Annotated in this window: 19 protein-coding genes; 9 read left to right on the top strand and 10 right to left on the bottom strand. The window is 69.3% G+C overall.

Going from position 1 to position 22248, the window contains the following annotated elements; translation table 11 throughout:
• Positions 1-37 precede the first annotated feature (37 nt).
• Positions 38-1225, bottom strand: a complete 1188-nt coding sequence (locus JOE48_RS21595; RefSeq protein WP_210032794.1) for a patatin-like phospholipase family protein — start codon at positions 1223-1225, stop codon at positions 38-40.
• A gap of 419 nt (positions 1226-1644) precedes the next feature.
• Between JOE48_RS21595 and JOE48_RS21590 the strand changes: the two genes are divergently transcribed.
• Positions 1645-2172, top strand: coding sequence for a GcrA family cell cycle regulator (locus tag JOE48_RS21590; RefSeq protein ID WP_210035957.1), 528 nt, complete (start codon positions 1645-1647; stop codon positions 2170-2172).
• Positions 2173-2184: 12 nt separating this feature from the next.
• Here the strand turns inward: JOE48_RS21590 and JOE48_RS21585 are convergent, their stop codons facing one another.
• Entirely contained in the window at positions 2185-3132 is a 948-nt protein-coding gene (locus JOE48_RS21585) for a TAXI family TRAP transporter solute-binding subunit (RefSeq protein WP_210032792.1), read from the bottom strand.
• A gap of 209 nt (positions 3133-3341) precedes the next feature.
• On the opposite strand from JOE48_RS21585, the gene cysK reads away from it, so the two are divergent.
• The 4 genes from cysK to JOE48_RS21565 all read left to right on the top strand — a co-directional run bounded on the left by cysK (position 3342) and on the right by JOE48_RS21565 (position 6076).
• Positions 3342-4316: a cysteine synthase A gene (gene cysK / locus JOE48_RS21580; protein WP_210032790.1), complete on the top strand. Its 975-nt coding sequence runs from the start codon at positions 3342-3344 to the stop codon at positions 4314-4316.
• Positions 4317-4830: 514 nt separating this feature from the next.
• The gene (locus JOE48_RS21575; protein WP_210032788.1) at positions 4831-5328 is read left to right on the top strand and encodes a hypothetical protein; all 498 of its coding nucleotides are present in this window, start codon (positions 4831-4833) and stop codon (positions 5326-5328) included.
• Positions 5329-5609: 281 nt separating this feature from the next.
• Positions 5610-5921, top strand: a complete 312-nt coding sequence (locus JOE48_RS21570; protein WP_210032786.1) for a hypothetical protein — start codon at positions 5610-5612, stop codon at positions 5919-5921.
• The gene (locus JOE48_RS21565; RefSeq protein WP_210032784.1) at positions 5918-6076 is read left to right on the top strand and encodes a hypothetical protein; all 159 of its coding nucleotides are present in this window, start codon (positions 5918-5920) and stop codon (positions 6074-6076) included. Before JOE48_RS21570 ends, JOE48_RS21565 begins: the two co-directional genes overlap by 4 nt.
• A 47-nt stretch (positions 6077-6123) precedes the next feature.
• Here the strand turns inward: JOE48_RS21565 and JOE48_RS21560 are convergent, their stop codons facing one another.
• Together JOE48_RS21560 and typA are read right to left on the bottom strand one after the other, a co-directional pair.
• Positions 6124-6360, bottom strand: coding sequence for an RAG2 PHD domain containing protein (locus JOE48_RS21560; protein ID WP_210032781.1), 237 nt, complete (start codon positions 6358-6360; stop codon positions 6124-6126).
• A gap of 169 nt (positions 6361-6529) precedes the next feature.
• Positions 6530-8353: a translational GTPase TypA gene (typA, locus tag JOE48_RS21555; RefSeq protein WP_210032779.1), complete on the bottom strand. Its 1824-nt coding sequence runs from the start codon at positions 8351-8353 to the stop codon at positions 6530-6532.
• Between the two features lie 425 nt (positions 8354-8778).
• Here typA and JOE48_RS21550 point away from each other — a divergent pair, with 425 nt between their 5' ends.
• On the top strand, positions 8779-11430 hold the full coding sequence (locus JOE48_RS21550) for an ABC transporter transmembrane domain-containing protein (RefSeq protein ID WP_409518602.1): 2652 nt from the start codon (positions 8779-8781) through the stop codon (positions 11428-11430).
• A gap of 77 nt (positions 11431-11507) precedes the next feature.
• Complete coding sequence (locus JOE48_RS21545; protein WP_210032777.1) at positions 11508-12944, top strand: cytochrome P450; 1437 nt, start codon at positions 11508-11510, stop codon at positions 12942-12944.
• On the opposite strand, the gene JOE48_RS21540 is transcribed toward JOE48_RS21545, so the two are convergent.
• From JOE48_RS21540 to minC (JOE48_RS21520), 5 genes are all read right to left on the bottom strand, one after another.
• Positions 12934-13818: an alpha/beta fold hydrolase gene (locus JOE48_RS21540; RefSeq protein ID WP_210032775.1), complete on the bottom strand. Its 885-nt coding sequence runs from the start codon at positions 13816-13818 to the stop codon at positions 12934-12936. The two genes, JOE48_RS21545 and JOE48_RS21540, sit on opposite strands and share 11 nt — an antisense overlap.
• A gap of 260 nt (positions 13819-14078) precedes the next feature.
• Complete coding sequence (gene minE, locus JOE48_RS21535; RefSeq protein WP_210032773.1) at positions 14079-14417, bottom strand: cell division topological specificity factor MinE; 339 nt, start codon at positions 14415-14417, stop codon at positions 14079-14081.
• Positions 14414-15229: a septum site-determining protein MinD gene (minD, locus tag JOE48_RS21530; protein ID WP_210032771.1), complete on the bottom strand. Its 816-nt coding sequence runs from the start codon at positions 15227-15229 to the stop codon at positions 14414-14416. The genes minE and minD overlap by 4 nt, the downstream gene beginning before the upstream one ends.
• A gap of 13 nt (positions 15230-15242) precedes the next feature.
• Positions 15243-15974 carry a septum site-determining protein MinC gene (gene minC / locus JOE48_RS21525; RefSeq protein WP_210032768.1) on the bottom strand — a complete coding sequence of 244 codons (732 nt, stop codon included), beginning with the start codon at positions 15972-15974 and terminating at the stop codon, positions 15243-15245.
• 302 nt (positions 15975-16276) lie between these two features.
• Positions 16277-16930 (bottom strand): septum site-determining protein MinC, encoded by a 654-nt coding sequence (minC, locus tag JOE48_RS21520; RefSeq protein WP_409518643.1) that lies wholly within the window; start codon positions 16928-16930, stop codon positions 16277-16279.
• A 211-nt stretch (positions 16931-17141) separates the two neighbouring features.
• Between minC (JOE48_RS21520) and addA the strand changes: the two genes are divergently transcribed.
• Entirely contained in the window at positions 17142-20633 is a 3492-nt protein-coding gene (gene addA, locus JOE48_RS21515) for a double-strand break repair helicase AddA (RefSeq protein WP_245252910.1), read from the top strand.
• A 195-nt stretch (positions 20634-20828) separates the two neighbouring features.
• Positions 20829-21152: a thioredoxin gene (trxA, locus tag JOE48_RS21510; RefSeq protein WP_010682902.1), complete on the top strand. Its 324-nt coding sequence runs from the start codon at positions 20829-20831 to the stop codon at positions 21150-21152.
• 113 nt (positions 21153-21265) lie between these two features.
• Here trxA and JOE48_RS21505 read toward each other — a convergent pair whose 3' ends face one another.
• Positions 21266-22159, bottom strand: a complete 894-nt coding sequence (locus JOE48_RS21505) for an outer membrane protein (RefSeq protein WP_210032762.1) — start codon at positions 22157-22159, stop codon at positions 21266-21268.
• Between the last annotated feature and the right edge of the window lie 89 nt (positions 22160-22248).

Genomic DNA, 22248 nt, shown 5'->3' with positions numbered 1-22248 from the left:
CGCGCCCGGGCGGGCGCGCGGCACGCGATCCGCAGGGTCAGTTCCCGAGCGCGCTCGCCGTGGCTTTGACGATCGGGGCTGCCGGCACCGTATGCTGCCACAAGGTGCCGCTCCGGCCCTTCTCCAACCCCGCCTCGTAGAGGGCTCGCATGTAGGCGGTGTCGAAGCCCTTGGCGGCCGACGCCTTCGGTCCGTTCTCGTCAATGTAGGTCAGGTTGAAGCCGATGCCGTTGCTGCGCGCCAGAGCGTAGGTCGCCGTGAGCGTCGCCCGCGAGCGCGCCCGGCTCGCCGTGGTGAAGGAGCGCTCGACGATCGAGAGCGTGTTGTCCTTCGTGACCTCGAAATCTGGCTCCAGGCGGCCGTTGATCACCACGTAGATTTCGGCCTTGCCTCCGGTGCGGATGCGGCCATCGCGCAGCAGCAGCGACTGCGGCAGCGTGAAGACCGGGGTCACCACCGAACCGTCGACGTGCATCTCCTGGAAGCGGGCATCTCCGGCCGAGACGTCGATGAATTGCGGCGGGAACACCGCCGGGATGCTGGCCGAGGCGGCCAGCACGTCGCGGAACAGCTCGCGGGCATTGGGCACGCCGCTCGCCGCGATGGCGCCCATGTTCCAGATGACAGCCCGCTGCGAGTCGAGATTGGTCGTCACCACGAGCAGGCGCCGGCCCTTGGCGTGCTCCTCCGCGACCGCCCGGATCAGGTCGGACGTCACGTAGCGGTCGATCAGGCTGCGCAGGCGGCCGTCGCCGAACAGGCCCGAGCCGAACAGCACGTTGGCGAGGTTGGGCGAGGCCACGAGCTCGCCGGCGACCCCGCTGGTGTAGAATTCGGTCAGGTACGGGTCGTAGGCCGCGCCCAGGAACGCGAACGGCGCGATCAGTGCGCCGGTCGAAACGCCCGAGACCAGGGTGAATTCCGGCCGCTTCCCGGAGGCGGTCCAGCCGTTCAGCACGCCCGCCCCGTACGCGCCGTCGCCGCCGCCGCCCGAGAGCGCGAGATAGGTGAAGCCGGAGGAGCGCCGCTGCGGGTTGGCCGCGAGTTCCGCGATCGTTTCGACCGAGGCGTCGGCGTAGACGCGCGCGCCCGGGATGCCGGGCACGCTGGCGAAGGCGGCCTGATCGGCCGTGTAGGATCCGCGCGGAACGCTCCCACAGGCCCCGACCTGAGCCGCCAGCCCGAGCGCGACCAGCGCGCGCAGGCGTGTCTGACGGAAATCCATCGTCGTGACCTCAATCCGTGAAACCCGAGCCATTGTGCCATACAGAACGAGCTTGGCCGTATCGGGCGTTCCGCCTTTGCCGGCTCAAAGGCACGATACGGCCGCGCTGTTGCGCTGCGGTCACGATCGGGTCGGATCGCGGCGCGAGCGTGGCCGTGCGTGATCCGCGGGCTCGCCATCGTCGCCCATTGCCGGTGGACAGGGGCAACGGTGGGCAGGGTGACGCCCTTGCAACGCGCGCGAACGCCGCGCTAGGGTTCGACCGTGGCCTGACAAGACAGGATGTCGCACGCGGTGCGGCAGCCAATTCGCCGGCGCACAGTCTGCATCACGGCTCGCACAGCCGGATGGCGGGTCATCGACCCGGGATGCACATTGCCAGTGTGGCGCATGGCAGGCCGCAGGGGGCGGAGGGGATTATGGAAGCGGGCCTTGGCTGGACGGATGATCGCGTGGCTCTGCTGCGGCGGCTCTGGGAAGACGGGCAGAGCGCGAGCAAGATTGCCGCGCAGCTCGGCGGTGTGACCCGGAACGCCGTGATCGGCAAAGTCCACCGCCTGGGTCTGGCCGGCCGCGCCCGTGGCTCCGAGGAAGCCCCAGCCGCCGCAACGCCGTCGAAGATCGTGGACATCGAGACCGCCATCGCGGTGGTCGAGACCCAGGCACCGGAGCCTGTCGCGATCCTGTCCCATCGGCCAGCGCCGGAGTTTCCCGCCTCGACACCCGCCAAGGAGCCCGTCGCGATTCCCGTTTCCCAGCGGGTCACCATCATGGACCTTCGGGAATCCATGTGCCGCTGGCCGCTCGGGGATCCGACCACGCCGGAATTCCGCTTTTGCGGCGCGCGCTCGATCACCGGGCTGCCCTACTGCACCCATCACGCGGAGATCGCCTATCAGCCCGCCACGGAGCGGAAGCGCGATCGTCGGGTGGCGTCGTTCCGCTGAGAGATTGGCGCTTCAGCGCAAGCCGTTCCCCGCCTCGGTCATAAGGCGGGCGGTGGCGGGATTGATCCAGGCTGCTGGAACGATGCCGACGAGGTTTTTCGGCTGGGTCGCCCCGAGATCGGCGCGGGCGATGGCCCGGACGATCTGGTCGGCCAGCGCGTCGTCGAGGTTCGGCCGTGCCAGGACGAAGCTCCACGAACCAACGGTTTCGATCGGCTCCGTTTGCCCGGGAAAGCTGCCCGCGGGCACCGTGAGCCGCCGCATCGCCGCGCCCGGCTGGGCCAGCCGCGCGATGCCCCCCTCGGACGGGCCGAAGAAGCGGGCGCCCCCCGGCTCCTGCGCGAGGGCCTGAAATCCCGGCCAGTCCACGCCACCGCCCCAGAGCGCGTCGGCTTGACCCTCCCGCACGAGCGCCGGTCCGTCCCCGGCCCGATCAAGCAGGATGGGACGGATGTCCCGCGCGGGATCGAGGCCCGAGGCGTCGAGCGCGCTGCGCCCCATGACCGTCAGTCCGGAATTGTGGGTGCCGAGCACCACGGCGCGCCCCCGCAGATCGGCGACGGTTCGGATCTGACTGCCGGCCGGAACCGCGAACAGACCGGGCGTGGGGTACATCGGCGCGAGAATGGTGAGGCCATCGGCTGCGGCGAGGGCCGGATAGGCGTACTCGCCCTGCACAAGGGCCAGATCGACACGTCCGTCGCGCAGGAGCCCGGTATTCTGGGCCGATCCGCCCGTGCTCCGCGTCTCGATCGTCAGTGTGGCGTCGGCTTTGTGGACCGCCGCCGCGAACGCCTCACCGAAGGCGGGAAAGCCGCCCCCGGGCGTGGCGGTGGCGAGGACCACCCGCGCCTCGGCCGCGCGTCCGGGGCGGGCCAGCATCAATCCGAAGACCGACAGGATCGCCGCCCGGCGAGTCGGGCACCCGCATCGCTGGCTACCGGCACGTCCGCGCGTCATCGGCCACGGACCGGCGCGCGGCAACAGTTTGGAGAACGAACTTCTATCGTAACCGCGAATTTCAGCATAGCCGTTCCATCTCCGGCGCTCCTGGCTCGCGAAAGCGGAAAGAACTTTCGGTATCAGGACTTAGCCCGATTGCCCCCGCGTCAGCAACGCGATATCGCACCCTCCTGTCCATCCCCTTTTTCACGATCAGGAGTTCCGCGATGGCCGATACCCTCAACGCGCCGCCGAAGGTCGGCCACGGCCGTGTTTACGGCTCGATCACCGAGACGATCGGCAACACGCCGCTGGTCCGCCTGAACCGCCTTCCGAAGGAACACGGTGTCGAGGCCGAGATCCTGCTGAAGCTCGAGTTCTTCAACCCGATCGCCAGCGTCAAGGACCGCATCGGCGTCAACATGATCGATGCGCTCGAGGCGTCCGGCAAGCTCCAGCCCGGCGGTACCCTGGTCGAACCGACCTCGGGCAATACCGGCATTGCCCTGGCTTTCACGGCGGCGGCCCGGGGCTACCGCTTGATCCTGGTCATGCCGGAGACGATGTCGCTGGAACGGCGCAAGATGCTCGCCTTCCTGGGCGCCGAACTGGCGCTCACCCCCGGCGCGCAGGGCATGAAGGGAGCGATCGCCAAGGCCGAGGAACTCCTGAAGGAGATCCCGGGCTCCGTGATGCCGCAGCAATTTTCGAACCCGGCGAACCCAGAGATCCATCGGAAGACCACGGCCGAGGAGATCTGGAGCGACACCGGCGGCCAGCTGGACGCCTTCGTGGCGGGGGTCGGCACCGGCGGCACTGTGACCGGCGTCGGCGAGGTGCTGAAGCCGCGCCTGCCGAACCTGAAGGTCTTCGCGGTGGAGCCGGAGGATTCGCCGGTGATCTCCGGCGGCCAGCCGGGCCCACACAAGATCCAGGGCATCGGGGCCGGATTTATCCCCGACAACCTCCACACCGACATCCTCGACGGCGTCTTGAAGGTCTCCAACCAGACTGCGTTCGAGACTGCGCGGGCCCTCGCGCGCCTCGACGGCATCCCGGGCGGCATCTCGACCGGCGGCAATGTGGCCGCCGCGCTTGAGCTGGCCAAGCGGCCGGACTTCAAGGGCAAGCGGATCGTCACCGTCGCCTGCTCGTTCGCCGAGCGCTACATCTCGTCGGCGCTGTTCGACGGGATCGGCTGAGCGCCCGTCACCGGCCGCGACGTGACTCGTCCCTCGGCCGGCGTCCGAACAGGGCGCCTGCGCCGAGGCGCCCATAGTTATCCCGGGGCCGCGTCGCGGAGCCCGGGATCCAGACCCGACGACAGGGGTCCGACGAACACCTTTGAGATTTCTGGGTCGTCAACCCGGGGCTTGCCGTTCCAGCTCGGGCTCGCCGCCCCCCCGGACGGGTGGCCGCACGAACGCGGCCCAGCACCATGCTCGTCGCCAGGGAAGAGGGCCAGTCCAGTTCCAACAACCAGCCGATCTGTCGGCTCTATAAGTGCCGATTGGTCTACATTTGACCCCATCAGCATCATAGCTTCAAATAAATCCTGCTCTTCCAATCGATAATTCAGCTGTATTTGGCAATTCGGAACCTGTAAAGCGTTGCGTCGGATCGACGCGGCACAAGGCGAATACTGAACGGAATCGATCTGGATCTTCGTACGACCTTCCGCTACCGCCGATCGAGCAACCGGAAGGCGATTCTCCCATGCGCGGCCTGCTCTGCCTTCTATGGTGCCTCTGGGCGCAGGCGGGTCTCGCCCAAGGCTTCGCGATCCACGACCTGACGCAGGTGGCCGAAGCGGTCCGCACGAGCCTCGGCAGCGGATCGACGGCACAGGCGAAGCCGGAGCATCTCATCCTGACCTGCACGGCCTTCGCAGGTGCGCCCACCGCCGAATTGCAGCTCGGGCGGCTGAGCGACGGCACCGAGCAGCGGGTCCGATCGGGAAAGACCTCCTTCGGCGCGTTGGAAGCCCTCTGCATGAAGCGCAACCCGGATTGCCGGCTGTCCGGCCTTCCCGCCGGCCCGGCCATCGGCTGGATCACCGTCTACGCTCTCGGGTACGGCGGAGGCGCCACTGCGGTGATCCTGCGTGACGGCGACCTGCTGTCGATCGACGCCCGGGCGACGAGCCGCGGCAGCGCCGAGGATGCGGTGCAACGACTGGCGCAGTCGATCATGCCGCGGATCGTCGGCCCCTGACGTCCGGGTCGGCACCGATCGCGCAACCGTCCGTCTCCGCCTCCGTTGTCCCGCGAAGACGCAGAGAGGCGGATGATGACAGATCACGCAGACCGATCGTCGCCGAAGGACGACAACGCACCTGCCGGCGGCGCGAGCGCATCGGGGTCCGGCACAAGCGGCAACCAAGCCGGATCGAAGCGCGAGAATCGCGGTGGACCAAAGGGTCAGGCCAACCCGGAGCTGCGTGAAGCGATCGATCGCGCCACTGCGGCGGTCGGCCAGGATGACGGGAAGCGCTGATGGTCACGCCAACGAGCGATTCCGGAACCGTGAACCGCAAGCCCGACGACGCAGTCGGCTCCCGCGGGGATCCACCCGCCGGCGGCCGACAGACCGCCGATCAGGCCGCCATCACCGAGATGGGCGGCGGCGGAACGCCGCGGACCGAACCGAAGGACGGCTGGGGGCACGCCGGCGAGCCGGGACGATCGCCGCCGGCCGTCGGAGGCTCATCGGGCGGGCACTCCGATCAGACGGCGTCGCGCGGACCGGCCGAAGACGAGAAGGTCGCGGGCGGACGCTATCGGGCTGAGCGGGAGAACCGGGAATGAGCGAGCGCGAGGAGACCGGCTCGAAGCCGGACAAGCCGAAGAATGTCGCGCCCGACGCGGTGAAGGATCCGAACGAGAAGACCGACGGCAAGCCCGGGATGGGGCCACCGGCCGGCGGGACCCAGCGCGACGAGACAGATCCGGGCGGCAGCTGAGCTTGGGGTGACGCGGGCGCGGTAATCCCCGCCGCGCCCAGCCGCGCTCAGGCGAGCCGAAACGGGATCGGCTCAGCGGAGAGCGGGACGTCGTCCGGCCGGCAGCCCGTCTCGACACAGGCGTAGCGGATCGCGTCCTGGCGGGTCCGGAATATGCCTCCAGCCCGTCCGCCTGTCTCGATGGCCACCCAGTGACCGTCGCCATCCTGGCCTACGAGATAGGAGAGCGGCGCCTGGGTGCCGAGCGACCGGGCCGGTTGGAGCGAATTCATCGCGACGGACATGGAGATTATGGGGTTCACACGGACCTCTCGGGTCCGCCATGCCGAGTTACGCCACACGGCATAAGGGTTCGATGGACTCGAATGCGTCCAACAATAAGGACCGCATCAGCAACCGGGCCTGAGCGCCCGGTTGCCGTCCGTTCATATCCAATGGCCCCGGCCGTTCGGCTCAGGCCGCATTCTCCTTGGAACGCTCGGCGCGCTTCCGGTCGTTCGGGTCGAGGACCGCCTTGCGCAGGCGAATCGACTTCGGCGTCACCTCGACGAGCTCGTCGTCCTGGATCCAGGCCAGCGAGCGCTCCAGGGTCATCCGGATCGGCGGCGTCAGGCGGACGGCCTCGTCCTTCGAGGTCGTGCGGATGTTGGTGAGCTTCTTGCCCTTGAGCACGTTGACCTCGAGGTCGTTCTCGCGGTTGTGCTCGCCGACGATCATGCCCTGATACACCTTCCAGCCGGGCTCGATCATCATCGGGCCCCGGTCCTCCAAGTTCCACATGGCGTAGGCGACGGCCTCACCCTGGTCGTTGGAGATCAGCACACCGTTGCGCCGGCCCGGCATCTCGCCCTTGTGGGGCTCGTAGGCCTTGAACAGCCGGTTCATGATCGCCGTGCCGCGGGTGTCGGTCAGCAGCTCGCCCTGGTAGCCGATCAGGCCGCGGGTCGGGGCGTGGAAGACGAGGCGCAGGCGGTTGCCGCCCGACGGCCGCATCTCCAGCATCTCGGCCTTCCGCTCGGACATCTTCTGCACGACGACGCCGGAATGCTCCTCGTCGACGTCGATCACGACCTCCTCGATCGGCTCGAGCAGGCCGCCGGCCTCGTCGCGCTCGTACACCACGCGCGGACGCGACACGGCGATCTCGAAGCCCTCGCGGCGCATGGTCTCGATCAGGATCGAGAGCTGCAGCTCGCCGCGGCCGGAGACGTAGAAGCTGTCCTTGTCGGTCGCTTCCTCGATCTTGAGCGTGACGTTGCCCTCGGCCTCCTTGAACAGGCGGTCGCGGATCATGCGGCTCGTGACCTTGTCGCCCTCGGTGCCGGCGAGCGGGCTGTCGTTCACGATGAACGACATCGTCACGGTCGGCGGATCGATCGGCTGCGCCTGGATCGGGGTTTCGACCTGCGGATCGCAGAAGGTGTCGGCCACGGTGCCCTTGATCAGGCCGGCGATCGAAACGATGTCGCCCGCCTCGCCGATCTCGATCGGTGCGCGCTCAAGGCCGCGAAAGGCGAGGATTTTCGACACGCGGCCGGTCTCGACGACCTTGCCGGTGCGATCGAGAACCTTGATCTGCTGGTTAGGCTTCACCGATCCGGCAGCGATCCGGCCGGTGATGATGCGGCCCAGAAACGGGTTGGCCTCCAGCAGAGTGCCAAGCATCCGGAACGGCCCCTCCTCGGTCCGGGCCGGGGGGACATGCTTGAGCACGAGCTCGAACAGCGGCTCCAGGCCCACGGACGGGTCGGCCTCCGGAGTATCGGCCATCCAGCCGTTGCGGCCCGAGCCGTAGAGGATCGGGAAGTCGAGCTGCTCGTCGGTGGCGTCGAGGGCGGCGAACAGGTCGAACACCTCGTTCACGACCTCGTTGATCCGCGCGTCCGGACGGTCGACCTTGTTGATCGCAACGATCGGGCGAAGGCCGATCTTGAGCGCCTTGCCGACCACGAACTTGGTCTGCGGCATCGGGCCCTCGGCCGCGTCGACCAGCACGATCACGCCGTCGACCATCGACAGGATGCGCTCGACCTCGCCGCCGAAATCGGCGTGGCCGGGGGTGTCGACGATGTTGACGCGGGTATCTTTCCAGAGGACCGAGGTCGCCTTGGCCAGGATCGTGATGCCACGTTCCTTCTCGAGGTCATTCGAGTCCATCGCCCGCTCCTCGACCCGCTGGTTTTCGCGGAAGGTGCCGGACTGGGCCAGCAGCTTGTCGACGAGTGTCGTCTTGCCGTGGTCGACGTGGGCAATGATGGCGATGTTGCGCAGATTCATGGCGGCCCGAAACGGGTTGTGCCGGCTCCCTGGCGGCCGCGCGGCGCGGCCGTCCGCGCCGGTCCAGGTACGGAGTCGTGGTGGTTGCGTCGCAATATAAGGACATGCGTCCGTCGGCAAGGCCGCCGAGGACATGACGGGCCCGCGAAGCCCGAAACATTGGGGCAGACTCCCGGATCGGTCGCGCGTGGCTTACACCGCCAGACGACCGCCCTTCACCTGCAGGGCTGCCCTGCACGTCCGCCTGCTGCGTCGTTCACCGCCCTATATCAAGACGCGATCGCGCCTTGGCGGCGTCCGCCGCGGCCGCATCGGGTGGAGTTGGATGGAATCGAACCGCTCGGGTACCCTGACGCCGGCAGCTTTGTGTCCGGCTGTCGTGATTCGGCCCTCGCCCCACCAGAACGGACTTACGTCGGAAGGACATGATGCGCGCGCTTGAGCCGCGGCTGTTCCCGTATATCTGGCGCTACTCCAAGGCCGATCAGCTCAAGATCTGCGCCGTGGTGTTCGCGTCGCTGCCGTTCTACTTCGCGTCGCTCGACCTGCCCAAGCGGATCGTCAACGACGCGATCACCGGAAAGGCTTTCTCGCACGGCGAAGCGACCGCACCGTTCCTCGAGATGACGGTCCGGTGGCCCGACGCGCTCGGCGGCGGGACGACACGGCTGTTCGAGGGCTTCCAGCTGGACCGGTTCGAGTTGCTCCTCGGCCTTTCGACGCTGTTCCTGTCGCTGGTCCTGATCAACGGCGCCTTCAAGTTCTGGATCAATCTCCAGAAGGGCATCCTCGGCGAGCGGATGCTCCGGCGGCTCCGGTTCCAGCTCTTTTCCCTGATGCTTCGCTTCTCGTCCGAGGCGCAGCGCGAGGTGAAATCCTCCGAGACCGCCACGATCATCCGCGACGAAGTCGAGCCGATCGGCTCCTTCATCGGCGACGCCATCGTGGTCCCGGTCTTCCTCGGGACGCAGGCCGCCACCGCGCTCGCCTTCATCATGATGCAGAACCTGTGGCTCGGCCTCGCGGCCGGCGGCATGGTGGGCGTGCAGATGATCGTGATCCCGCGGCTGCGGCGCGAGATCATCCGCCTCAGCCGCCGGCGCCAGATCGCCTCGCGCAACCTCGCAGGCCGCGTCGCCGAAGTGCTCGACGGGCTGCCGGCGGTCTTGCTCAACGATACCGGACGCTGGGAGCGGGCGGAGATCGGCGGCCGCCTCTACAGCCTCTATGACCTGCGCCTGCGGATCTATCGGCGCAAGTTCGCCGTCAAATACCTGAACAACCTGCTCGCCCAGGTGACCCCGTTCCTGTTCTACGCGATCGGCGGCTACTTCGCGCTGAAGGGAGAGCTCGACATCGGCCAGCTGGTGGCCGTCCTCGCCGCCTATCGCGACCTGCCCCCGCCCCTGAAGGAGCTGATCGACTGGGATCAGCAGCGCCTCGACGTCGAGGTCAAGTACGAGACCGTGGCGGCCCATTTCGGGCCGCAGCGTCTGCGGCCGGCCGAGCACGAAGCGCAAGGGTCGCCGCCCCGGCTCGGCAGCCCGCTCCGGGTGGAAGGTCTCACCCTGCGCGATCCGCAGGGCGGCGCTTCGGTCGAGGTGCGCGACGCCGAAGTGAGCCTCCCGCAGAGCCTCGCGCTGGTGCCGTCCGGCCCGGTCGCGCAGGAATTCACGCGCGTCCTGGCGGGCCTTCAGTCCGCGCCGAGCGGCTCGATCCGGATCGGCGAGCACGACCTGTTCACCCTGCCCCGTCCGGTCCACGCGCACCGGATCGCGTATGCCGGCGTCGATCCGGTCCTGTTCCCCGGGACATTGCGCGAGAACATCCTCTACGGGCTCCGGATTCAGCCGCTGCGGACGAACGGCCTCGATCTCAGCAAGAGTCGGATCAACGAGGCGGTGAAGACCGGCAATCCGTGCGACAGCGTCGATGATCCCTGGATCGATTACCGGCGCCTCGGCGTCCGCGATGCCGACGAACTGGACGAGCGCTTGGTCGATCTTCTCGGCCGGCTCGACCTCGGGGACGACCTCTACCGGTTCGGCCTCGGGGCGCTCAGCTCGGTCGCGCACGACACGCCGGTGGGCCAGCGCATGATCGCGGCCCGGGAGCATCTACGCGAGCATTTCGCCCGCAAGGGCCTGGACGACCTGGTGATCCCCTTCGCCCGCGGGCGCTACAACGATCAGGCGACGGTCGGCGAGAACCTGCTGTTCGGCGTCCCCCGCGACCCGAGCCTGAAGGAGCCGCAGCGGCTGGCGGCCACCCCCCTGTTCCGCCAGTCCCTCGAGAAGGTGAAGCTGCTCGACGAACTCGACCGCATGGGCGTCGCGATCGCCAGCAATCTCAAGGACATTTTCGCCGACGTGCCGCCCGGCCATCCGCTGTTCCGGCGGTTCTCGTTGATCACCCCCGATGCGCTGCCGGACTACCTGCGCCGGCTGGGCCGCCTGCCTGCCGAAGGGCGCCTGAGCGAGGCCGACAGCGTGGCCTTCCTGGCGCTGACCCTGGCCTATGTGGAGCCCCGGATGCGCTTTGGCCTGCTCGACGAGGGCCTCGCCATGCGGATCGTCGGCGCCCGCGGCATCGTGCAGGGCTTCATGCACGGCGATGACGGCTGCGACGTCGAATCTTATGATCCCAACCGCATCAATCCGCGCAGCACCGTTCTCGACAACCTCCTGTTCGGCCGCATCGACACGGCGCGGATGCACGGCGAGTCGCTGATCCAGCGGGAGGCGCGGGCGGTGTTCCGGGAATTCGACCTGGAGCGGCCGATCCAGCGGCGTGGTCTCGAGAAGGACGTGGGCAACCGGGGGCAGCTGCTGGTGGAGCGTGTCCGCGTGCGGATCGGCCTCGCCCGGGCCATCCTGCGCGAACCCGAGATCCTGGTGGTCGATCGGGTCGACGAGCACCTGGAGCGCGGCGTCGAGACCCTGCTCGACGTCGCCGGCGCCACGCTGCCCCGCGCCAGCCTGGTGGCCAGCCTCTCGCCGGATGCGGATCTCGCCCGCTTCCCCGCGCGACTGCCGCTCCGCGACGCCGACGCCGGCCTGCGCAGCGCCGCCGAATGACGGAGACGTGACCCAGGCACTCGGTGTGCCCGCGATGGTTTACAGATCATCGCGTGTCCGGCACAGGATGGCGCCTCATGCCCACATCAATGGACGCGACCGCACCCCCGGCCCGGTCGACCGTGAGCCTCGCCGGCCTGCCGCGCGTGGTGCCGCCGCATCGCGCCCCGCCGGAGCGCGAATTGCCGATCGCGGCCTATCTGCGCTCGATCCGCGACAACAGCCTCCGGGGCTTCCCGAAGCGTGCCTTCGAGGAGCCGGTGACCCGCCGCGGCCTGCTCGGGCGCGCGAGCTTCATCCTCAACGACCCGGAGGCGATCCGCCGGGTTCTGGTCGAGAATCAGGGGAACTACGCGCGCACCACCGGCACGACCCGGATCCTGCGCCCGATCCTCGGCGACGGGCTGCTGATCAGCGAGGGCACGGCGTGGCGCCATCAGCGGCGCACCCTCGCCCCGGCGTTCACGCCGCGGGCCATCGACGGCTTGGTCCCGCACATCTCCGCCGCCGTGGATGACGGCTTGGATCGCATCGCCGCGGAGGCGGCGGCGGGGCCGGTCGACCTGTTCAATGCCTTCTACCGCCTCGCCCTCGAAGTTGCCGGGCGCGCCATGTTCTCGGTCGGCATGGACGAGCACGGCGCGGAGCTGCGCCGCTTCATCGCCGAATACGCCGAGCGGATGGGGCGGCCGCATCTCCTCGACATCGTGACGCCGCCGGGCTGGCCCGTTCCCCTCGATTGGTCGCGGGCGCGCTTTCGCCGCCGGTGGATCCCGTTCCTCGACCGGATCATCGCGGCCCGCCAGGCCTCGGACTGGGGTCAGGCCCGCTCGGGCGACCTGCTGGATCTGCTCGCGGCGGCGCGCAACCCGGATACGGGCGCCGCCTTCTCGCCGGGCGAGCTGCGCGATCAAGTCGCCACCATGATCCTGGCCGGCCACGAGACGACCGCCGGCACGCTGTTCTGGGCCGCCTACCTGCTTGCCCTCGCTCCGGAGGTGCAGGAGCGCGTCGCCGCCGAGGCGCGGGCCGCCGACCTCGTGGACCCGACCGGCTGCCAGAGCGACGGGCGGCTCCCCCTCACCCGCGCGGTGGTCGACGAGACCCTGCGCCTGTATCCGGCAGCGTTCGTGGTCGTCCGCCGGGCGCTCGGCCCGGACTCGGTCGCCGGCCATGCGGTGAAGAAGAACGACATCGTGATGGTCAGCCCCTGGGTGCTGCACCGGCACCGCGGCCTCTGGTCCGACCCGGAGGCCTTCGATATCAGCCGCTTCCTGCCGGGTGCGCCGCAGCCGCCGCGCTTCGCCTACCTGCCGTTCGGCGCCGGCCCGCGGGTCTGCATCGGCGCGCAATTCGCGCTGAGTGAGGCGGTCCTGTCGCTGGCGCGGCTGCTGGCGCGGTTCCGGATCGTGCTGGACGAGTGCGAGCCGGTCCTGCCGCAGGCCGTGGTCACCACCCAGCCGGACCGGGCGGCCCGGTTCCGGCTGATGGCGCGGGATCCGGTCAGCTCTTGATGCCGGTGATCGTCGCCGAGACAGCTCGTGGGTCGCGCAGCGGCCAGCGGCCGCTCTCGACCTGTGCCAGGAACGCGTCGAGCAGCCGGTTGTAGGCATCCGGCTCCTCGACCGAGAGCGCGTGGCCGGTATTGGGCAGCATGGCCAGCGCGGCGGACGGAATGATCTGTTTCAGCATCAGGCTCGGAGCCAGGCAGGGCCAATCCTCGTCGCCGGCGACGATCAGGGTGGGCACGGTGATCCCCGCCAGGGCGTCGGTCAGATCGTAGAGCGAGGGACGCCCCTTCTGGACACCGGCCTGCGTATTGGCCGAGCCGACAGCCGAATGTTCGGCGAGCATCCGCTTGAACGCGGCGTGGCCCCGCGGATCCTTGTTGGCGAACTGCACCCGAGTCGGTCCGTAGGCGTAGCGCTCAGCGAAGGCCGCCATGCCGTCGCGGCGCAGCATCTCGGCGGTGGCGTCGGCCTCGGCACGGAACAGCGCCTGCCGGTCGGGCTCCGCGCCGTAGCCGACGCCGCCGAGGCAGAGCGACAGTGCGCGCGCCGGGTGGCGCAGGCCGAAATGGAGGGTCGCGAAGGCGCCCATCGAGATCCCGGCCACGTGGGCCTTCTGCGCCCCGACATGGTCGAGAATGGCCAGGATGTCGTCGGCCGCGCGGGCCTGCGAATAGGCCGAAACGGCCTCCGGAACGTCGGAGGGCGGATAGCCCCGGGCATTGAACGCGATCGCGTGGTAGCGCTGACCGAAATGGCGGAGCTGCGCCTCGTAGCTGCGATGGTCGCCGGCGAATTCGTGGACGAAGATCAGCGGCGTCCCGCGCCCGCTTTCTTCGTAGTGAAGGCGAACTCCGTCATCCGTCGTGGCGCTCGGCATGGCGATCCCTGTGCTGATGCCCCCTTCACACCATACCGAAAACCCGAGCCGCCCGAGATGCTGCGGGCTGCCACAACGGCCGGGGTGAAACTACGCGCCGCTCGGCCCAATCGAATAAGCGCCCGTCATTCCGGGGCGCCGCAGGCGAGCCCGAAATGACGGGCTATGAAATCCCGATACCAGAATGTCGAAAAGCCGCGCCCGGCTGCCCGGACGCGGCTTGTGTCGATCCTTGCCGGCGGGAGCGATCCCGGCCCGGTTCAAGCGGCCTTCTTGGAAGCCAGCTTACCGCCGCCCTTGTTGGCGGCGACCTCGGCGAGCTTGGCCGCGAGCTTCGCGTCGAGCTTGGCCGAGGCACCGAGCGGAAGCTCGATGTCGAGGCCGAGGGTCGAGACGCCCTCGCCGCGCTCCAGGGTGACCTTCACCTTGTCGGCTTCCACCGACACGTGGTTGGCGATCACCGCCAGGATCTCGTCCCGGAGCTGCATCACGAGGTCGGGACGCCCCGACTCCGCCCGCTCGTGAGCGAGGATCAGCTGCAGGCGGTCGCGGGCGACCGTGCCGGAATTGCGCTTCTGGAAGATCCCGAGAATGCTCATGCCGCCCTCCGCATGAACAGCTTGTCGAGGAAGGACTTGCGCTCGACTGGCAGGCTCATCGGCACCTCCTCGCCCTTCAGACGGCGGGCCGCGTCGGCATAGGCGCGGGCCGGAGCGCAGAGCGGGTTATTGAGGGTGACCGGGCAGCCGAGGTTCGAGGCGCGCAGCACCTCCTGGCTCTCCGGGATGATCGCGAGCAGCGGGATCGACAGGATGTCGAGCACGTCCTCGGTCTTGAGCATGTCGCCGCGGTCGGCCCGCAGCGGGTCGTAGCGGGTGAGGATCAGGTGCTTCTCCATGTCCTCGCCCTTCTCGGCCTTGGCGGTCTTCGAGTCGAGGAGGCCGATGATCCGGTCGGAGTCGCGCACCGAGGAGACCTCGGGGTTGGTGACGACCACCGCCACGTCGGCGTGGTACATGGCGAGCTGGGCGCCGCGCTCGATGCCGGCGGGCGAGTCGCAGATGACCCAGTCGAACTTGTCCCGCAGCTCTTCCATGACCCGGGCGACGCCGGCGTCAGTGAGCGCGTCCTTGTCGCGGGTCTGCGAGGCCGGCAGCAAGTGCAGGGTCTCGACCCGCTTGTCCTTAATCAGCGCCTGCGGGAGCTTGGCGTCGCCGTTGACCACGTTGATCAGGTCATAGACGACCCGGCGCTCCGCACCCATGATCAGGTCGAGATTGCGCAGCCCGACGTCGAAATCGACGACGCACACGCTCTGCCCGCCCTGTGCCAGGGCTGCTCCGAGGGCCGCGGTCGTCGTCGTCTTGCCGACGCCGCCCTTGCCCGATGTGACGACGAGAACCTTTGCCACGCGTCGATCTCCCTTAATCCAGGCTTGCCATTCGGATGTTGCCGTTATCGAGCCAGACCTGTGCGGCCTTGCCGCGCAGGGCCGTGCCCATGTCCTCCGCCGTCCGCACGAGGCGGTCGATCCCCAGCAACTCGGGTTCGAACTTGCGGCAGTAGATACGTGCGCGCGGGTTGCGTGCCGCCCCGGCGATCGCGCGTCCGCGCAGGGCGCCGTAGACGTGGATGGAGCCGCCGGCCAGGATCTCGGCCCCGGAGGAGACCGAACCCATCACGGTCACGTCGCCGGTCGGGTTGATGACGCTCTGGCCGGAGCGGACCGAGCCCTCGACGGTGATCGAGGTGACCACCTGCGGCTCCGGCTCGGCCGGGACGCTCGGGATCTGGATCGTCTCGGACGGGTGTCCCTTGACGAGGAGCGGCGGCAGGCCCGCCGCGACCGTGTCGGCGCCCTCGATGCCGAGGACCGCGATGCCGCGGGCCTTGAGCTCGGCCATTAAGGTTTCGAGCGCGTCCGGCTCGGGCTTGAGCTGGGCGCAGTCCAGGATGACGGCCCGGCCTTGCAGCAGGGTCGGCGAGCGCTTCAGCGCCGCGTCGAGGGCCGCGAGCCACTCGGGAAGCGGCGGCTCGGGAGAGAGGGCCAGGGCCTTGAAGGCCCGTCCGCGCAGGCTGAGCGGCCGGGGCGCGGAAGGAGAAGCCGCCGCGCGGGCGGTCTCCGGATCGATCGGCTCGGGGAGAGTCTCGCTCATGTCCGCCCGTTAAGAGTTCTTACCGGACCATTGACGGTTGGGATGGTTACCGAAGGGTTAAGTTTCTGATCCGGTCGGCAAATTCTGCCGGGATCCTTGTATCGGTGCGGAAGAGGACACTTTCACGCTTCGGCCCCAGCCGCTGCGGGCAAGGTCGAGCGCGCCCGTCCTTCCGGACGCGGCACAGCAAGCCGGCGGCGTCAGATTCAGGGACGTCGCGCCCAGACGCGAATGCTTCGCTGCGCTCGTGAGGACGCCAAGAATCTCGAAACGCCGACCGAACCGCTCCAGCGGGAAGTCGCTTAACCGCGCTCGAACAGGTTGAGCTTGATCGCGTCTTCGAGGAGCCGGACCTCCACGGCCTGTCCCCGGAAAGCCGGGTCGAGGTCGTCGGCCGCTCGGTAGAGACCGTCGATCGCCACCAACTCCGGCTCGAAGCGGCGACACCAGATCCGCGCCGTGGGATCCCCGGCTGCCCCGGCGATGGCCCGTCCGCGGAGCGCCCCGTAGACGTGGATCGAGCCGCCGGCGATCACCTCGGCACCCGAGGCGACGGCGCCCAGCACGGTCACATCACCTTCCAGATGAAGCACCGTCTGGCCCGAGCGCACCGGCGCGTCGAGGATCAGCGAGCGCACGGTCTCCTTGGGCGGCGCCTCGGCCGGCGCGGCTTCACCGGGCGTATCGATTTCGCCCGCGGGGCGCCCGCCCGACAAGGCCGGCGGCATCCCGGATCCAAGAAGCGATGGCGCTGCACCCTCGATGCCGAGGATGGCGATGTTGCGGGCGGCGAGTTCCGCCAGCAGCCCGTCGAGATCCTCACGGCCGAGCCGCAATCCGCCGAGGTCGAGGATCACCGGCCGGCCGGCGAAAAAATTCGGCGCGCGCCGGTTCAGCGCATCCAGATCGCCGAACCACTCGGACACCGGTGGCACCGGCGCCAGAACGGTGGCCATGAAGGAGCGGCCACGAAAACGGATCGGCGGGCGCGCCGGCTCGGATGTCGGCTGGGTCACGGGCGTGTTCGATGTCGCTGCGAGGATCGTCCGCATCCATGCGGCGGCGCGGCGCCGGGAGCAATCCCGCATCCCCCGGTGTGACGCCTTGGCGGGCGCGCAAGCCCGTTTCTGTTGTAGAGAGATGCGGCAGCCGAGCCGGACGAGACCGTTGAGCAGCGCCACCACGCAAGCCCTCAGACCCTTCGTGGTCGATGACCTGACGCAGGCAAACCAGCGCCGCGCGGCCGACCCGCGCGCCTCGGCCTGGGTTTCGGCCAATGCCGGGGCGGGCAAGACCAAGGTGCTGACCGATCGGGTGGTGCGGCTGCTGCTCGACGGCGCGCCGCCTGGACGCATCCTGTGTCTGACCTTCACCAAGGCGGCCGCCGCCAACATGGCGATCCGCGTCTTCCGCCTCCTCGGGCGCTGGGTGACCCTGGATGACGCGGCTCTCGCCGCCGAACTCGCGGACCTGACCGGCGAGCGCGCCGGACCGGATCGGCTGCGCATGGCCCGGCGCCTGTTCGCCCGGGCCGTGGAGACGCCGGGCGGCCTGAAGATCGAGACGCTGCACGCCCTCTGCGAGCGGCTGCTGCACATGTTCCCGTTCGAGGCCAATGTCCCGGCCCGTTTCGTGGTGCTCGACGACACCAAGGCGCGCGAGCTGTTCGAGATCGAGATGGCCAACGTCCTGGCCGACGCGGTCTCGAACGGCGATACGCCGCTGAGCGCGGCCCTCGCTCGCGTGACGCCGGAGGCGACAGGCGACACCCTCCGGGCGGCGATCCGCTCCGCGATGCGGGCGCGCGCCCTGATCGATGACCGCGCCGGGCTGGACGACGCCTTCGCGCGCCTTCACGGCGCGCTCGGGCTCGCCGCGGAGGAGACCGCCGAGCGGATCGAGGCTGCGATCCTGGATGGGGGCGCCGGATGTGAGCCGGACGATCGCGCCGCCCTGGTCGAGGCGCTCCGCACCGGCAAGGCCAACGACGAGAAGCTCGCGGAGGCGCTCGCCGCCGCGGAGACCGAGCGGGTGCGATCCGAGGCGCAGCCCGACCGGAGCGAGGCGCTCGCGCTGTATCGCGGCGTGTTCTTCACCCAGAAGGACGAGCCCAAGGCCGACAGCAGCCTCGGGACCAAGAGCGTCCCGCCCACCGTTAAGGACGCCCTGATTGCCGAACGGGAGCGGCTGGTGCCGCTCTTCGATCGCCTGCGCGCCGCACGGGCCCATGCCCGCACGCAGGCCTTGTTCCAGCTCGCGGCCGAGATCCATCGACGGGTCGAAGCCCAGAAGGCCCGGCTCGGCGCCCTCGATTTCGATGATCTGATCCACAAGGCGCTGGATCTGCTCGACCGCGTCGGCGCGGGCTGGGTCCTGTACAAGCTGGACCGGGGCATCGACCATGTCCTCGTCGACGAGGCGCAGGATACCAACCCGGAGCAATGGGCGATCCTGCGGGCGATCACCCAGGAATTCGCCGCCGGCGATGGCGCCCGTGCCGGGATCCGGACGCGGTTCGCGGTGGGCGATCCGAAGCAGTCGATCTACGGCTTCCAGGGCGCGGAGCCCCGGGAATTTGCCCTCACCCGGGCGGCCTGGATCGCCGAATCGCGTTCGGCCGGCCTGACCTTCGAGGACGTCCCGCTCACGCTGTCGTTCCGCTCCACCAGCCTGGTCCTGCAGGCGGTGGACGCGGTGTTCGCCCTCGACGCACACAACGAGGGTCTGTCCTTCGAAGACACGGTGCGCAAGACCGTCCACGCCAGCGCCCGGCCCGGTGCGCCGGGAGCGGTCGAGCTGTGGCCGATCGCCGAGCCCGAGCCCACCGCCGAGCCAGAGGCCTGGACCGCGCCGCTGGACGCGCCCGAGATCAGCGCTCCCGCCATTACTACGGCCCGCCGCGTGGCGCAGGCAGTGCGGACCTGGACCACACGCGGCGACGCCACCGGCCGGGTCTGGCGTCCCGGCGACGTCCTGATTCTGGTGCGCAAGCGCGGACCGGCCTTCGAGGAAATGATCCGGGCCCTGAAGGGGCTGGGCGTTCCCGTAGCCGGGCAGGATCGACTGGAGGTCTCGGCCCATATCGCGGTGGCCGACCTCGTGGCGGCCGGACGGGCCGGGCTCCTGCCGGCCGACGACCTGACCCTCGCCACAGCGCTGAAGACGCCCCTCGTCGGCCTGACCGACGACGATCTGGTGCGGATCGCCACGCGCCGCGACTTGTCCGAGACCCTGGAGGACGCCCTGCATCGGCACGCGGCGGCCGGCGACGCGGCGGCGGCCGGCGGGCTCGCGGCGCTTTCCGAATGGATCCGGCTGGCCGGCCTCCACGGCCCGTTCGGCTTCTATGCCCGGCTTCTCGGCCCGCAGGGTGGCCGCGCCAAACTCGTGGCCCGTCTCGGCGGCGAGGCCGGTGACGCCATCGACGTGTTCCTCGCCGCCGCAGCCCAGGCGGAAACCGGCGCGGATGCGCCCTCGCTCGGCGGTTTCCTGGCGCGCTACATCGGTGCCGAGGCCGGGCATACGGTCAAGCGCGACCTGGAATCGGGTCGGGACGAGGTCCGCGTGATGACCGTGCACGGGGCCAAGGGTCTCGAGGCGCCGGTGGTCGTGATCCTCGACGGCTGCGAGCCCCTGGGACGCAACGATCCGCCGCTGCTGCCGCTGGCGATCCAAGGGGCCGTCCTGCCGCCGGTCTGGTCAGCGGGAAAGACGCAGGATTGCGCGGCCGCCGGCGAGGCGCGCGCGGCACTCCTGGCCCGTGCCCGGCAGGAACATAACCGTCTGCTCTACGTGGCCATGACCCGGGCCGCCGACCGTTTGATCGTCGCCCCCTTCCGTGGCCACGAGCGCGAGAGCGAGGCGGCGTGGTGCCGGATGATCCATGCCGGGCTGGAAAACGCCTTCGGCGCCGGCCGGTCGATCGAGCTGTCCTATGGTCCTGCCACTGTGTGGCACGACGGGATAGCGACGGACCGCAAACCCGACGGGCCGCCGCCCACCGCCGCTCCGGCGCCGGAGCCGTCCTGGCTGCGCAGCCCCGTACCGCCGGAACCGGAGGTGCCGACGCTCAGCCCGTCCGGCGCGCTCCAGGCCGCGGATGGCACGCGCGTGCCGCCGCCACGCCTGGCGGATGCTCAAGCCCGGCGGCGCGGCATCCTGATCCACGCGCTGCTGCAGCATCTGCCCCGCGTCGAGGGGGCACGCCGGGAGGCGGCCGGCCTCGCCTTCGTGCGGTCGCGGGCGCCCGGATTACCGCGTCCCGCCATCTACGGCATTGTCCGATCGGTACTGCGAATCATCGACGACCCGGACCTCGCAGCGCTCTTCGCGCCTGAAGCACGGGCGGAGGTGAGTCTGTCGGGGCGGGTGCGGACGGAGCGGGGCGAGCGCTCGGTCCAGGGGCGGGTCGACCGGATCTCGGTCACAGCCGACACGGTGCGCATTGCCGACTTCAAGACCGGACGACCGCCGGAACAGGACGCACCGCTCCCGCCGGCCGAGGCGGGCCAGATCGCGCTGTATGCCCGTCTCCTCGGCCAGATCTATCCCGGTCGGACGATTCGGCCCATGCTGATCTGGACCTCCGGTCCCGTGATCCGAACCCTCGATTCCGGCGACATCGCAGCGGCCCTCGAACACGCCGGGATCGTGACATGAGGGAATGTCCTTTGCGCTCCGCCGGCGCCGACATGCGCCAGCGCACACGCAGCAACGGGGGACGCGACCCCGCTCCCACCGGAGCGACAGGACTTCTTGACCGCGCAGTCACCCGTCGCCAATTCTGGTTGGACCGCGCGGGCCCCTGCCCGTTCGACGCTGCCCGACCGGTGGCGACTTCCGAAAGGTGACGTTATGGCGACGGTGAAAGTAACCGACGCGAGCTTCGAGCAGGACGTTCTCAAGTCCGCCGAGCCCGTCGTGGTGGATTTCTGGGCGGAGTGGTGCGGCCCTTGCCGTCAGATCGGCCCGGCGCTCGAAGAGATCGCGACCGATCTTCAGGGCAAGGTGAAGATCGCCAAGGTCAACGTCGACGAGAATCCGCAGATCGCCGCCCAGTACGGCATCCGCTCGATCCCGACCCTGCTGCTGTTCAAGAACGGCGAGCGGGTTGACCAGAAGGTAGGCGCCGCCCCGAAGGGCGACCTGTCTCGCTGGATCGGCGCGCAGACCGCCTGAACGATCCACGAGGACGCCAAAAGGAAAGCCCGGCCGCAAGGCCGGGCTTTCTCGGTTTCAAGACCCTGTTCTTTTGAAGTCCCGGGCTTCTGCCCGGGACCTGACGTCCGGTCTCAGTACGAGCCGAACTTGTAGTTCAGGCCGGCGCGGACGACAGCGAAGGCGTTCTCGTCGCGGCGGGCGTTGGTGAGCGAGTAGACCGGCAGGAGGCCGGCCCCGGTGACCGCGGCGCCGACCAGCGGCAGCTGGGCGCGGCCGTTGTTGTCGAGGTTCACGTACAGGCCTTCCACCTTCAGCGTCACGGCCGAGGAGCGGAAGAAGTTCAGGAACGAGTCGGTGGGCAGCGCGTATTCGATACCGCCGCCGACGGTCCAGCCGGTCTTGAAGTCGTTCCGACGGCCGGCGAAGTTCTGGAAGCCGACGCGAGCGCCGTCATCCGTGCCGGTGGCGTAGGCGAAACCGCCGGTGGCGTACACGAGGGTCCGGTCGAAGGCGTAGCCGAGACGGCCACGGACGGTGCCGAAGAAGTCGATCGTGTTGAGCGTGCCGTTGATCGGCACGAAGGTCGGGTTGATCAGCGCGGCGTTCGTGGCGAAGCGGGCGCGACGGCCGAAGTCGAGGTACTGCGCGTCGGCCTCGAAGCCGATCACGGCGCCGTTGCCCGGGCTCAGCTGCCAGTTGTAGCCGATCTGGCCACCGCCGGTGAAGCCTTCGCGGCTGTCGTTGCTGTAGGCCAGCGACGAGCCGTTCGGCAGCAGCGCCTGGTAGGGCGCGATACCGGCCGGCGTCACGACAACCGGGTTGCCGGGCGTCTGGACGAAGCCGCGGCCCGAGTTGCTGCTGGCGTCGAAGCCGTAGCCGGCGTTGATACCGAAATAGGCGCCGGTCCAGGTAAACACCGGAACGGGGGTGAACACCGGCGGCGGAGCGCGGCGCGGCAGGTCGGCGGCCGAAGCGGCGGCGGTGAGCGCCGTAAACGCCGCAAGAGAGGTAACAAGCTTCTTCATTACTGTGATCCCCAGCATTAGCCCGATCGACGGTGAAAATAAGCGATCGCGGCTTTTGGGGATGTAGCTTAGCTGCCACAGCCGAGGGA

This window comes from Methylobacterium sp. PvR107, from assembly GCF_017833295.1.
Taxonomy (GTDB): domain Bacteria; phylum Pseudomonadota; class Alphaproteobacteria; order Rhizobiales; family Beijerinckiaceae; genus Methylobacterium.
Note: the sequence above shows the minus strand (reverse complement) of the source record. Positions and strands in the feature narration are given on the sequence as shown.

Excerpts from the sequence above, each read along its gene's own strand:
- minE (WP_210032773.1), bottom strand. The coding sequence starts at position 14,417 with ATGAGCATTCTCGGGATCTTCCAGAAGCGCAATTCCGGCACGGTCGCC.
- minC (WP_210032768.1), bottom strand. The coding sequence starts at position 15,974 with ATGAGCGAGACTCTCCCCGAGCCGATCGATCCGGAGACCGCCCGCGCG.
- JOE48_RS21505 (WP_210032762.1), bottom strand. The coding sequence starts at position 22,159 with ATGAAGAAGCTTGTTACCTCTCTTGCGGCGTTTACGGCGCTCACCGCC.
- JOE48_RS21595 (WP_210032794.1), bottom strand. The coding sequence starts at position 1,225 with ATGGATTTCCGTCAGACACGCCTGCGCGCGCTGGTCGCGCTCGGGCTG.
- cysK (WP_210032790.1), top strand. The coding sequence starts at position 3,342 with ATGGCCGATACCCTCAACGCGCCGCCGAAGGTCGGCCACGGCCGTGTT.
- JOE48_RS21590 (WP_210035957.1), top strand. The coding sequence starts at position 1,645 with ATGGAAGCGGGCCTTGGCTGGACGGATGATCGCGTGGCTCTGCTGCGG.
- JOE48_RS21540 (WP_210032775.1), bottom strand. The coding sequence starts at position 13,818 with ATGCCGAGCGCCACGACGGATGACGGAGTTCGCCTTCACTACGAAGAA.
- JOE48_RS21565 (WP_210032784.1), top strand. The coding sequence starts at position 5,918 with ATGAGCGAGCGCGAGGAGACCGGCTCGAAGCCGGACAAGCCGAAGAAT.
- typA (WP_210032779.1), bottom strand. The coding sequence starts at position 8,353 with ATGAATCTGCGCAACATCGCCATCATTGCCCACGTCGACCACGGCAAG.
- JOE48_RS21560 (WP_210032781.1), bottom strand. The coding sequence starts at position 6,360 with ATGTCCGTCGCGATGAATTCGCTCCAACCGGCCCGGTCGCTCGGCACC.
- JOE48_RS21585 (WP_210032792.1), bottom strand. The coding sequence starts at position 3,132 with ATGACGCGCGGACGTGCCGGTAGCCAGCGATGCGGGTGCCCGACTCGC.
- JOE48_RS21575 (WP_210032788.1), top strand. The coding sequence starts at position 4,831 with ATGCGCGGCCTGCTCTGCCTTCTATGGTGCCTCTGGGCGCAGGCGGGT.
- JOE48_RS21570 (WP_210032786.1), top strand. The coding sequence starts at position 5,610 with ATGGTCACGCCAACGAGCGATTCCGGAACCGTGAACCGCAAGCCCGAC.
- trxA (WP_010682902.1), top strand. The coding sequence starts at position 20,829 with ATGGCGACGGTGAAAGTAACCGACGCGAGCTTCGAGCAGGACGTTCTC.
- minC (WP_409518643.1), bottom strand. The coding sequence starts at position 16,930 with ATGGCCACCGTTCTGGCGCCGGTGCCACCGGTGTCCGAGTGGTTCGGC.
- JOE48_RS21545 (WP_210032777.1), top strand. The coding sequence starts at position 11,508 with ATGCCCACATCAATGGACGCGACCGCACCCCCGGCCCGGTCGACCGTG.
- JOE48_RS21550 (WP_409518602.1), top strand. The coding sequence starts at position 8,779 with ATGATGCGCGCGCTTGAGCCGCGGCTGTTCCCGTATATCTGGCGCTAC.